Annotated in this window: 10 protein-coding genes; 2 read left to right on the forward strand and 8 right to left on the reverse strand. The window is 71.9% G+C overall.

Going from position 1 to position 11,922, the window contains the following annotated elements:
* Nucleotides 1-44: 44 nt before the first annotated feature.
* Nucleotides 45-4,727, reverse strand: coding sequence for a S8 family serine peptidase (locus tag ACIPN7_RS06635; RefSeq protein WP_400539245.1), 4,683 nt, complete (start codon nucleotides 4,725-4,727; stop codon nucleotides 45-47).
* A 175-nt stretch (nucleotides 4,728-4,902) separates the two neighbouring features.
* Between ACIPN7_RS06635 and ACIPN7_RS06640 the strand changes: the two genes are divergently transcribed.
* Nucleotides 4,903-5,190, forward strand: coding sequence for a hypothetical protein (locus ACIPN7_RS06640; protein ID WP_400539246.1), 288 nt, complete (start codon nucleotides 4,903-4,905; stop codon nucleotides 5,188-5,190).
* Here the strand turns inward: ACIPN7_RS06640 and ACIPN7_RS06645 are convergent.
* From ACIPN7_RS06645 to ACIPN7_RS06665, 5 genes are all read right to left on the reverse strand, one after another.
* Nucleotides 5,178-5,405 (reverse strand): N-terminal phage integrase SAM-like domain-containing protein, encoded by a 228-nt coding sequence (locus ACIPN7_RS06645; protein ID WP_400539248.1) that lies wholly within the window; start codon nucleotides 5,403-5,405, stop codon nucleotides 5,178-5,180. The two genes, ACIPN7_RS06640 and ACIPN7_RS06645, sit on opposite strands and share 13 nt — an antisense overlap.
* 340 nt (nucleotides 5,406-5,745) lie before the next feature.
* Nucleotides 5,746-6,057 (reverse strand): helix-turn-helix transcriptional regulator, encoded by a 312-nt coding sequence (locus ACIPN7_RS06650; protein WP_400539250.1) that lies wholly within the window; start codon nucleotides 6,055-6,057, stop codon nucleotides 5,746-5,748.
* Between the two features lie 94 nt (nucleotides 6,058-6,151).
* Nucleotides 6,152-6,379: a DUF5302 domain-containing protein gene (locus ACIPN7_RS06655; protein ID WP_350224579.1), complete on the reverse strand. Its 228-nt coding sequence runs from the start codon at nucleotides 6,377-6,379 to the stop codon at nucleotides 6,152-6,154.
* A 124-nt stretch (nucleotides 6,380-6,503) separates the two neighbouring features.
* Entirely contained in the window at nucleotides 6,504-6,986 is a 483-nt protein-coding gene (nrdR, locus tag ACIPN7_RS06660; protein ID WP_285104929.1) for a transcriptional regulator NrdR, read from the reverse strand.
* 162 nt (nucleotides 6,987-7,148) lie between these two features.
* On the reverse strand, nucleotides 7,149-7,643 hold the full coding sequence (locus ACIPN7_RS06665; RefSeq protein ID WP_400539253.1) for a LysM peptidoglycan-binding domain-containing protein: 495 nt from the start codon (nucleotides 7,641-7,643) through the stop codon (nucleotides 7,149-7,151).
* 191 nt (nucleotides 7,644-7,834) lie between these two features.
* Between ACIPN7_RS06665 and lexA the strand changes: the two genes are divergently transcribed.
* Nucleotides 7,835-8,650: a transcriptional repressor LexA gene (gene lexA, locus ACIPN7_RS06670; protein WP_400539255.1), complete on the forward strand. Its 816-nt coding sequence runs from the start codon at nucleotides 7,835-7,837 to the stop codon at nucleotides 8,648-8,650.
* A 73-nt stretch (nucleotides 8,651-8,723) separates the two neighbouring features.
* Here the strand turns inward: lexA and ACIPN7_RS06675 are convergent, their stop codons facing one another.
* Together ACIPN7_RS06675 and ACIPN7_RS06680 are read right to left on the reverse strand one after the other, a co-directional pair.
* Entirely contained in the window at nucleotides 8,724-9,713 is a 990-nt protein-coding gene (locus ACIPN7_RS06675) for an L-lactate dehydrogenase (RefSeq protein WP_377232290.1), read from the reverse strand.
* A 9-nt stretch (nucleotides 9,714-9,722) separates the two neighbouring features.
* Entirely contained in the window at nucleotides 9,723-11,828 is a 2,106-nt protein-coding gene (locus tag ACIPN7_RS06680) for an ATP-dependent DNA helicase (RefSeq protein ID WP_400539257.1), read from the reverse strand.
* Nucleotides 11,829-11,922: the final 94 nt, after the last annotated feature.

Genomic DNA, 11,922 nt, shown 5'->3' on the forward strand with positions numbered 1-11,922 from the left:
GCCGACCTCCTGACCGCCCTTCGACCGGGGTCAGGGTCTCAGGCTCACCGCCGAACCTCCACGTCCGTGCTCGTTTCCGAAGCCGCGAGGTCGTCCGTCCCGCCGTACTGCGCCGTCACGGTGTACACCCCGGACCGCAGTAGCGGGGGCACGAGCACCTCGGCGCGACCGTTGTGCAGTCGCACCGTGCGCTCGTAAGAGTGCCGGTCGCCCTCCCGCCCAACCGTCACGGTCACCCTGCCCGGCGGCGTGACGTCATCGGCGGAGACGGTGACCTTGACCAGGAACGGCTCCAGCGGACGGACCGAGGCCGGGGCCTTGATCTGCGTGCTGGTCGCCGCGCGCAGCAGGTCGGCGGGCACGAGCGCGCTGACCGTGGTGCGGTGCACGCCGCCCTCGTCGGTGCCCGCGTAGACCCAGGCGCCGTCCGGGCTCACGGTCAGGGACCGCACCGACATCGCCGTGAGGTCCTTGGACGCCGACGCCCACGTGGCGCCGCCGTCGGCCGAGACGAGCACGCCGGCGCCGTTGGCCGCCAGGCCGTACGGGCGCCAGCGGGCCGCGCCCGCGACCAGGAGCTCCGTACCCGCGGCCGGACCGTCCGGCACCTCGACGGCCACGAACGTGCCCACCGCGGCGGACGTGTTCGGCACCTCGGCGTCAGCGAAGGTCTCGCCGCCGTCCGTGCTGACCTGGATCCCCGGCGTCTTGCCGATCACCACGTGGTCGGTGTCGGCGGGGTCGACCCAGACGGACCGCGTATCCCCCTCCGTCAGCCGGGCGACCGTGCTGCCGAGGTCGTCCGACCGGTACAGGCCGGCCGTCGTGGCTAGCCAGAGTCGTTCCGGGTTCTCGGGATCGAAGGAGACCTGGTTGATCCGCAGCTGGTGGGGATAGGTCGTCCAGTGGGCGAACCCGTCCTGGGAGACCATGACTCCCGCCTCGTGCTGGGTCACGAAGGACACGGCGACGGTGTCCCCACCTTCGCCCGTCGTCTCGTGCGGCGAGACGGCGAGGCTCAGGGCCTTGAACCCGCCGTACGGCCCGACGTCGGTCAGGTCGCCGTCGCCGGCGCCGGACGTGCCGGTCCGGATCTTGCCCAGTCCGAGCGCGTCCGCGCCGATGGCCCAGACGGCCCGGTCGCCCACCGGTGACTGAACCACCTCGTCGAGCTGGAACCCGATCCAACCCTCGTGACCGGAAGGTCCCCAGTCCGGCGTGTCCGCAGAGACGTCGGCGAGCGGCCGTGTGTGCAGACCGTAGTCGTCCACGGCACGCAGCACGGCCTCACCCTCGGCGTCCGTGCCGACCTCGACGTCGTAGACGTCGGTGCCCGGCACGCCGGTGCGGTCCCAGTGCTCTCCGTCGTCGGTCGCGTAGTAGCCGGCTGCCTCCATCGCGAGGACGATGCTTCCGGCGGGCTTGCCGGGCCAGTGGTCGATGTCGGTCGCGAGCGAGCCGTCGACGGGTAGCGGGTGCGTGACCCAGGTCGCGCCACCGTCGTTGCTGGTGCTGTAGCTCGACAGGCCTGCGGCGTACACGGTGCCCTCGACCAGCGAGGCCTGGGTGACGTAGGACTGGCCGGTGTCCGGGCCCTTGGTCCAGGTGGCACCGCCGTCGGAGGAGATCAGCGCGAGGCCGTCCCCCTGGATGGCGACCGCGGCGGCCCCGTCACCGACGACACCCTGGGGGAAGGGGTCCGCGGCAGTGGTCGTGTAGGTCTGCGTGACCTCGCTGCCGCCCGCCAGGATGTCCGCGACGCGATAGATGCCGTGATAGGTGGTGATCAGCAGGTCGTCGCCGGCGAAGGCGGCATTGGACACCGCACCGTTCCAGGCAGGGGCGACCCGGCGCCAGTTCTGCCCGCCGTCCTTGCTGAGGTAGACGCCGTCGTCGGTGACCGCGGCCAGCGCGTCGCCCTGGGCGACGAGCTCTGCGATCGCGACGTCCGGGAACGGCAGCACCGTCCAGGTGGCACCCGCGTCCGGGGTGTGCACGATGCGGCCGGCGTAGCTCGGGTCCATGACCGCCCTGCCGGAGGAGCCGTTCAGGGCGACGTAGAAACCGGCAGGCCTGGTCGTGTCGGCCACGGGGATGCCCCAGCCGTCGGCGACGGGCATGCTGCGCACCCGCCGCCAGGTCGCGCCGTAGTCGGTGGTGACGAACGGGTGCACACCCGTGGACGCCATCGCCAGGCCGGTTCCCGGAGCGGTCGGCGACGTGGCCAGGGCCCTGGCCACACCGGTGCGTCCGACCTGCTCCCACTGCCCGGGCTGGTCGACGCCCTCGGACTGCACGCCACCGGTACCGGTCAGGGTGCGGCCGGTCACCGTCGCGCGGGCAGTGATCTTGTAGGTACCCGGCTCGTCGAGCGGCACGGTGCCGCGGTACCAGCCAGGGCTGGTGCCGACGGCGGTGAGCGTCGCGGCGTACTCCTCGCCGGACGGGGCGGTCGCCCGCAGCGTGGGCGCCGTCTCGGGCGCCATCGGCGTGTGGACGAACACGTCGGAGCTGCCGGTGGCCAGCGACGGCGAGGACTGCACGTACAGCGGGCGCACGTAGGACGCGTACGGGACGCGCACGGTCGTGCCGTCCGAGACGGAGCCGACCACGACGCCGGAGGTCTCGCCGTCGATCTCGCCGGCCTTCGGGGTGACCGCGAGGTCGACCGAGGCCTGTTGGCCCGCCGCGATCCGCAGCTTCCGGGTGGACAGCTCGACCTTGCCGGTGCTGTTCTTCGACGCCTCCGCGGAGAGCCGGACGGTCACCGCGCGGTCGCCGGAGTTGCGCAGCACGACGGTGCTGGTGCGGGTCGGGTTCGGACCCATGTCGGCCAGCCCCAGGGAGAGGGCGTCGGGCGTGGCCGTGACCTTCTGGTCGACGGCGGCGGCGACGTCGAGCTTGCCGGCGCCCTGGGCGGACGGCGACACCTCGGCGTCGTCGGACTCGAGTTCCTGTGCGCTGCCGATGAGGGTCGCGCGGAGCTGCTCGGCGGTCTGCTCGGGACGTGCCTGGGCCAGCAGGGCCGCGGCCCCGGCGACGTGCGGCGCGGCCATCGAGGTGCCGGACATCCGGTACTGGTCGCCGGGCACCCCGTACATGGCCGGGATGTCGGACATGATCTCGAAGCCTGGCGCCACGATCTCGGGCTTGAGCGTCATGGCGTCGCTCGGGCCGCGGGAGCTGAAGTCGGTGATCGTGTCGGTCTGGTCGACCGAGCCGATGGTGCCCGAGACGGTTCCGGCCGCGACCTCGGACTTGAAGGTCTGGTGGTGGGCCGAGCTGATGTTCATCATGACCAGGGACTCGCGACGCAGGTCGAAGCCGCTGCCGGCCAGGACGTTCGCGGACCCCTGGGGGCCGGAGCCGTGGTCGCCGGCCGGGTCGGTCGCGCTGGGCGCGTAGAGCAGCGCGCCCACGGCCCCGTGCTCCTCGGCGAGGAGGGCCTGCGTCAGGTGCGGCACCTGCATCTCGCCCAGGGAGGTCGTGGTGACGCTCTGCATGACCACGATCGCGCCGCGCACGTCACCGGCCTGCGCGTAGTCCTCCTCGTCGAGGCCGTCGCCGACGTCGACCAGCCGGCCCGTGATGCCCTCGGCCGGCGGGTTGGCCGACATCGGGAAGCGGGTGACCACCAGCGGGCGGGGTGCGTCGCCCTGCCGGGCGCCGTCGAGGGTCAGGGTCGGGTCGGCGACACCGGTCACGCTCGCGCCGACGGCGATGACACCCTCGGCGGCGGCCGGCGAGCTGACGCTCTGGTCGTACGGCCCGGCGTTGCCGGCCGCGGCCACGACCACGACGCCCTGCCGCACGGCGGCGGTCGAGGCGCGGCCCAGCGGGTCGGTGCCGTCGCCGGGCGTGCCGAGGCTCATGTTCACGACGTCGGCCGGGTAGTCGCCCAGCGGGTCCGTCGCGGCCTCCAGCGCGAGCAGCAGGTCCTCGGTGGTGCCGCCGCCGTTGGCGTCCATGGCCTTCCACGCCGTGAACGTCACGTCGGGCGCCATGCCGGTCAGGTTGTCCCCGCCGGCGCCGACGATGCCGGCCACGTGCGTGCCGTGCATGTGGTCGTCCATCGGGTCGTCGTCATCATTGGCGAAGTCGTACCCGTCGGCCACGCGGTGGCCGGGGCCGAACCCGCCGCCGAGGTCGGCCAGCGTGTAGTCGATGCCCGTGTCGATGATCGCCACGGTGCGGCCCTCGCCCGTGACGGATGCGCCGTCCGCGTCGGTGCGGTCCCAGACCTGCGGGGCGCCGGTGGCGGGGATGTTCACCTCGTCGCCGAGGATCCTCACCGGGGCGTCCTTGGTCACGCGCGCGACGCCGGGGGCAGAGCGCAGCTCGGCCAGATCGGCCGGGTCGACGGTGGCGACCATCGCGTCGAGCACGCCGGTAACCGACTTCGGATCGTCGAGCTCGACATCGTGGCGCTCAAGCCACGACGTGACGCCCTGCTGCGCCTCAGTGACGGTGTCGACAGCGGCACGGTAGTCGGCAGTGAACGCGCTCCGCGCGGTAGCCTGCCGTGCGCGGGCTGCGGCGACCTCCTCGGTACCGACGACCTCGGCAGCAGTGGGAGCGTCGAGCTCGATGATGACCCGTACAGGAGCAGCATCAGGTGTGGCATCCGGCGACGCGACGGCGGCACCCGGACACATGATCACAGAGGCCGAGACGAGGGTGCCCGTGACGAGAGCACCCCAGCGGCGGCCGGAGGACAAAGGTTGCATGGGGGTTGTCTAGTGACTGCTCATACGTGGGGGCAATGGCCGCGATGGCCGCATCCGGCCACTGGCCGGTACCGGCCGCAAGTGTTTACACGGCCGACACGCAGCACTGCAGGGGCCGGGTGAATTGCCCTGAATGTCACGCGGGGCTATGTAGGGGTCACCTCCTACCCTGACGATGAGCGCTCAGGTCAGTTTCGAGGAAGGTCTGCCCCATGCCGCCGAGGGCGGGGCAGATCTGGCCCCGGACCTCGTCATGGGCAAGCTGCATCCCGGCACGGACCTGGCCGGGCAGGCCGCCATGGTGATGGACCGTCTCGCCCTGGAGGCCCACCACCAGGTCTCTGGCGTCGACCTGCACCTCACGCAGACGATGCACGTCCGTCACCGTGAGTGCTCTTGGCACTGGTTTCCTCAGTTGGGGGGCGATCGTTCGACGCATCGGGTTGTCTCTCATTGCGTGTGAATGACGGCACGGTCCAGCACGATATTGAGGATGCTGCGGACTCGAACCGCCGTGGTCGCCATGTCGCTGTCGCCCCGAGTGCCACTCGCCACCACCGAGTTGATGAGGCGCTGACACAATGCCGGCGTGAGCTCGTCCAGACGCTTGTCGCCCAAGAACGGCGCCACGTATCGGTCGAGTTGGTACTCGTACTTGTCAATCGTCTGTGGCTTCATGGGCGGGCGCGGCCAAGGTGGACCGGACCCGCATTTCTGTGACCCACTGACGACATGCGAGTCCGACCTTCGAGTTCGGCTTCAGCTCGTCCGAACCACGTGCTGCCTTGAGGAGCTCCGCAACAGCCGCCTGAACCTTCAGGCGAGCCTCATCCTCTCGGGACCCGTTTCGAGAGACAGGCACGAGTTCTCCGTCATAAGTTTGAGCCAGGTTCGCGCACGCCACGTCTCCGGGCCGCTTTGCTTGGTGGTACTGCCGTGTTCCCCCGGCTTGAGCTCCGTTCTGCCCATCGTCTACCACCCCGATCCGGTGGTGCGGTTGTCGGCGGTTGCTCCGTCGTCACCACGTTCGGGGGCCCGCGACGCGCGACTCAAGCCAGGCACGCACGTCCGCGTCAGCGAACAACAGGTGCCGGCCGATCTTGTAAGCCCGGGGCCCATAGCCGTGCTTCCGCCAGGTATGGACAGTCGCGGGTGTCGTACGAAGCAAGGCGCACAACTCGTCGAGTGTCCACATGGGAGTGCGGTCCATCGGGTGGTCATGGCTGGCGCTCATGTATCGGAGGTGTGCTGGCCGTACCAGCAAGGTCGGGTGTCCGTAGGCACTGACGATCACCGGTGGGCGTTCGAACTGTGTCATGAACCGTGTCATCGCGGGTCAGGTGTCCCTTCGTCGGGCGCCCCGCGAAACGACGAAAGCCGCCGACCAGGTCAGATACCCGGTCGGCGGCCTCGGTCGAGCAGGCTCAGCCGGACTTGCGGCGGAACATCTTCTGCACGGGGCCGGTCGTCTCCGAACCGTGCACCGAGCCCGTGTTCACGTCGCCTGCGGCGGAACGGCCGCGTGCGGCGTTCTTCCGGTCCAGCGCTTCCTTGAACCGCGCCTTCGCGTCCACGCTCGGCGCGGTCGCGGCCTTGGGCGCCTCAGCGTCCTGAGCCACTGCCTCCTCGGCACCAGGCTTCTCGTCCGTCACACCGATCACCTCCTCCTGTTTCGGGGGTCCCTCGATCGGGTCCGTCGTCGGCCCCAGCCTGCACCACCGCGCGCCAGGGTGCCAATCGCTTTTCGTCCCCGCCGGCGCGCGGCCCGTCCGGCCGCTACGCCTGCGCCGCAGCGCGCTCCGCCGCGCGCTCGGCGCGCTCCGCGCGCAGGGACGTGATGGCGCTCTCGAAGTCCTCGAGCGAGTCGAACGACTGGTAGACGCTCGCGAACCGGAGATAGGCCACCTCGTCGAGCTCGCGCAGGGGGCCGAGGATCGCGAGGCCCACCTCGTACGCGTCGATCTCGGCGCTGCCGTTGCTCCGCAGGGTCTCCTCGACCCGCTGCGCCAGAATGGCCAGGTCGTCGTCACTGACGGGGCGGCCCTGGCAGGCCTTGCGCACGCCCGCGGCGACCTTGTCGCGGCTGAACGGCTCGGTGGCGCCGGAACGCTTGACCACCGACAGGCTGGCCGTCTCGACGGTGGTGAACCGCCGGTTGCAGTTCGGGCACTGCCGCCTGCGCCGGATCGACAGGCCGTCGTCGGCGGTCCGCGAGTCCACCACGCGCGAGTCGGCGTGGCGACAGAACGGGCAGTGCATGCTGACTCCTGCGTGGTCGGCCACGGACCGGAGACATCCGGTCGCGCCCCGACCGTAAGCGGGCAAACCACCCCCATGCAACATCGCCGCAACATTTGACGGCGAATCGTGGCCTCCGTCCACTTCGTCGGGGCGTTCGGCCACTTTTCGGGGGCCCTCCGGTCACTCCTTCGGGAGCAGGAGGAGCTCGCCGACCCGCACGGTGCCCGACGTCATCTCGTTGAGGTCCTGCAGCCGTGCGACCGCCTGCCGGACGTCCTCCCCGGGCTCCGCGATCTGCTCGGCGAAGCCCCAGAGCGTCTCCCCCGGCTGCACCGCGTGCACGCGGACCTCCGTCGGCTCACCCGGCGAGCTGGCCACGGCGGTCGCTCCCCACGTCGCCATCGGCGCGACCACGAGCATCGCCAGCAGCACCAGCACGACCCGGCCGCGCCGGGTGAGCCGCAGCCCCGCGAGCCCGAGCCGGTCGGCGAACGTGCGCGGCCCGCGCGGCGCGTACGAGGAGGCGGTCGGACGCGGCCGGGGCGGTGCCGACGCCCGGCTCGGGGTGTGCGCCGGGCCCGGCCGATACGCCCGGACCGCGCTCGATCCGGGCACCGTCGCATACGCCGGCCCGTACACCGGGGTGTACTGCCGCAGCGGGATCACGTCCCCCATGGCCCCTCCTCGAAAGGTGACTCGAACTCTTGTCCGTCATACACACGTTCGTCGAACGCTCGTACCATTGTGTAGCACGGGACACCGTAGAAGTCGAGACACGCTCGAACATTCGTTTGAGCCGAGCACATTTGTGATCTAGAGTGGGCAGCGCACAGGAGAACATTTGTCGGAACGGGAGGGGCACGGGCATGACGGGACGGGACGGGACCAGCGACACGAGAGCCGTCGACACGGCACTCTCGGGCGTCGCCACGTTGGACGCGCCGGGCGACGGGGCGGTCGCCGGCGTGCACGCGATCTCGCCGGCAGACCGCCTCACCGAGCGGCAGCGCCTTGTGCTGGACACGATTCGGCAGTCGTTCGAGACGCGCGGATACCCGCCGTCGATGCGCGAGATCGGCGAGGCCGTCGGGCTGGCCAGCCCGTCGAGCGTCAAGCACCAGCTCCAGATGCTGGAGAAGAAGGGCTTCCTGCGCCGCGACCCCAACCGGCCGCGTGCCATGGAGCTCGTCGAGCCCCTGGCCGAGCAGGTCGAGAAGCCGACGCGCGGTGAGATCCACTGGCCCGAGCCGCGGCGTAGCGGCCAGGTCCACTGGGGCGGTTCGGTGCCGGACGACGCGAGCACCCCGCCGCCGTCGTACGTGCCGCTCGTCGGCCGCATCGCGGCCGGTGGGCCGATCCTCGCCGAGCAGGTCGTCGAGGACGTCTTCCCGCTCCCCCGCCAGCTCGTGGGTGACGGCGAGCTGTTCCTCCTCAAGGTCGCGGGCGACTCGATGGTCGACGCCGCGATCTGCGACGGGGACTGGGTCGTGGTGCGCCGCCAGAACGTGGCCGAGCAGGGCGAGATCGTCGCCGCCATGATCGACGGCGAGGCCACGGTCAAGACGTTCAAGCAGACCGACGGGCACGTGCTGCTGCTGCCGCAGAACCCGGCCTACGAGCCCATCCCGGGTGACGAGGCGCAGATCCTGGGCCGCGTCGTCGCGGTGCTGCGCAGCCTCTGACCCGAGGCACCAGGGTTCCCGACAGGCCCGATCACCGGCTCACGGTGGTCGGGCCTGTCGCGTTGCCTACCCCCTAGAACCCGAAACGCCGCTGCACCGCACGCACGCTGTCGGCCGATGCGCGCAGCCCGGCCAGCTCGTCGTCCGACATGGGTACCTGCACGGTGCTCGTGACGCCTCGCCGGTCCACGAGGGACGGCACCGACAGGCAGACGTCGCTGATGCCGTGGTAGTCATCGAGCAGCGAGGACACCGGCATGATCCGGCGCTCGTCCTTGAGCACCGCCTCGATGATGCGGGTCGCGGCCAGGCCCACGGCGTAGTTGGTGGCGCCCTTGCCCGCGATGATCCGGTAGGCCGAGTCGACCACCTCGTGGTGCACCTCCGCGCGCACCGCGGCGTCCAGGGGCGCGGCGCCACCGACCGGCACCCAGTCGAGCAACGGCACGCCGCCGATCGAGGCGGAGCTCCAGAGCGCGATCTCCGAGTCGCCGTGCTCCCCGGCGATGTAGGCGTGCACGTTCCCGACGGCCACCCCGCACCGTTCCGCGAGCACCACGCGGAGCCGCGACGAGTCGAGCACGGTGCCGCTGCCGAAGAGCCGCTCGCGGGGCAGCCCCGAGATCTTGAGGGCCGCGTAGGTCACCACGTCCACGGGGTTGGTCACCATGAGGTAGGTCGCGTCGGGTGCGACCTCGACCAGGCCCGGCAGGATGGTGCGCATCAGACCGATCGTCGCCTCGGCGAGGTCGACGCGGCTCTGGCCGGGCTTCTGCTTGGCGCCCGCCGTGACCACCACGACGTCGGCCCCCTCGCACACCGCCGGATCGTCCGAGCCGATCACGTGCGCCTGGGACGTGAACATCAGCCCGTGCTGCAGGTCCAGCACCTCGGCGTCGACCTTCTGCCGGTCGATGTCGAGCAGGGCGATGGTGCGGGCGGAGCCGCGGGTCAGCGCCGCGAAGGCGAGCGTCGACCCCACGGCCCCCGCACCCACCACGGCGATCTTGGTGGTGCGGGATCCGGCGGGCTGGGCGGCGGGGACGTCCGAGGGGGCTGCCATGCCCTCAGGCTATGTGTCGAGCCTGGCGAGCGCGGCGCGGACCAGCTTCGGGTCGGTGGTGGGCCAGAACCCGGGCATCGACCGGGTCAGGAACGACGCGTACCGTGCCGTCGCGAGCCGTGGGTCGAGGACCGCGACGACGCCCCGGTCGTCCATGCTGCGCACCAGGCGTCCCGCGCCCTGCGCGAGCAGCAGCGCGGCGTGCTGCGCGGACACTGCCATGAACCCGTTGCCGCCCGCCTGCTCGACGGCGCGAGCGCGCGCGGCCTTGACCGGGTCGTCCGGGCGCGGGAACGGGATGCGGTCGATGAGCACGAGCTGGTTGGACGGTCCCGGCACGTCGACGCCCTGCCACAGGGACAGCGTGCCGAACAGGCACGTGGCCGGATCCTCGGCGAACTCGCGCACGAGGGTGGGGAGCTGGTCGTCGCCCTGGGCCAGGATCGGGAAGTCGAGCCGCTCCCGCATCGCCTCGGCTGCGGCGTTCGCGGCGCGCCGGGACGAGAACAGCCCGAGCGTGCGACCGCCCGCGGCCGTGATGAGCTCCGCGATCTCGTCGAGCTGCGCCTCGGTGGTCGGCTCGCGACCGGGGGCGGGCAGGTGCCGCGCGATGTAGAGGATGCCCTGCTTCGGGTAGTCGAACGGGCTGCCCGCGTCGAGACCCTGCCACGGCGGGGCGTCGGCGCCGTTGAGGCCGAGTGTTCCGGCGACGGCGTCGAACGTGCCGCCCAGCGCCAGCGTCGCCGAGGTGAACACGCCCGTCGACTCGCCCAGCAGGTGCGTGCGGATCAACCCGGCCACGTGCAGCGGGGCCGCGTGCAGCCGCGTCACGTTGTCGCCGAACCCGCCCCAGCCGTTGTCCGGGCGCGAGCACCACAGCACGTCGGCGGTCGTGTCCTGCGCCGCCATGCGCTCCGCCGTCTCGAAGAGCTGGAGCATGGCGCCCTGCGCCATCTTGAGCCCCGGGTCGGGCTGGCCCGCGTCCTTGCCCTGGGCGCCCTTGCCGCCCTCGGGCTTGAGGGTGCTCAGCACCTCGCGCGCGGCGTCGCGCACCGCGCCGACCGCCGTGCGCAGCGCGTCCGGCAGGCCGCTCGGGAACCGCTCAGCCGGCGCGGTGACCAGCAGGGTGCCGAGGCTCTGCGCCGCCGCGTCCAGGGTGTCGGTGTTGGTGCCCGCGTGGCGCCGGGCCAGCCGCGCCGCGCTCTCCACCGACGCCATGGACAGGTCCACGGTGGCCGACGACGTCACACGGTCGGTGAGCTCGTGCGCCTCGTCGACCACCACGACGTCGTGCTCCGGGAGCACGCCCGGGCTGCCCGTGGCCGCGATGCCGAGCATCGCGTGGTTGGTGACCACCACGTCCGCCTCGCGGGCGGCGGCCCGCGCCTTGTCCGGGAAGCACTCGGCGAGCATGGGGCACCTGCCGCCCAGGCACTCCATCGCCGTGACGGACACCTGGCGCCAGGCCCGCTCGGGCACGCCGGGCACCAGGTCGTCGCGGTCACCCGTGTCGGTCTCGCCCGCCCACTCGTGCAGGCGGCGGACGTGGTCGGCGAGCGAGGCGCCGTCGTCCCGGCGGCGGCTGCGGGCGGCGCCCCCGGCGGCCTCCTCGGTCCTGGGGTGGTCCTCGCCGCCGGGCAGGTCGAAGAGGGTGGTCTCGTCCTCCGGGTAGCCGCCGCCCACCTTGTGCACGCACAGGTAGTTGTGCCAGCCCTTGAGCAGCGCGATGCGCGGCTCGCGCGGCAGCGCCGGCGCGACGGCCTTGGCCACGAGCGGGAGGTCGCGCGTGATGACCTGTCGCTGCAGGGCGAGCGTGGCGGTGGAGATGATGACCTTGCTCTGCGCGGCCACGGCATGCCGGACGGCGGGCACCAGGTACCCGAGCGACTTGCCCGTACCCGTGCCCGCCTGCACCAGCAGGTGCTCGCCCTTGTCGATCGCCTCGCCGACCGCGACGGCCATGCGGTGCTGGCCCTCTCTGCGCCCGCCACCGAGCTGTCCGACGGCGAGGTCGAGGAGCTCCTCCACCTCGGGAATATCGGCGGAGTCGGAGCTTGCGGCGGGTGCGTCGGGAAGGCTGGTCACACGCTCGATCCTAGGCCGGACCACCGACATCCACCGTGCCTCGTCCACAGGTCCGGCCGAGCCCCGAACCCGGCCCGGACCCCGGTCCGCGCATCTCTGGGACGGACCCCGGCCGGGGCCGCCG

Origin of the sequence: Promicromonospora sp. NPDC090134 (genome assembly GCF_044746965.1) — a bacterium.
Classification (GTDB): Bacteria; Actinomycetota; Actinomycetes; order Actinomycetales; family Cellulomonadaceae; genus Promicromonospora.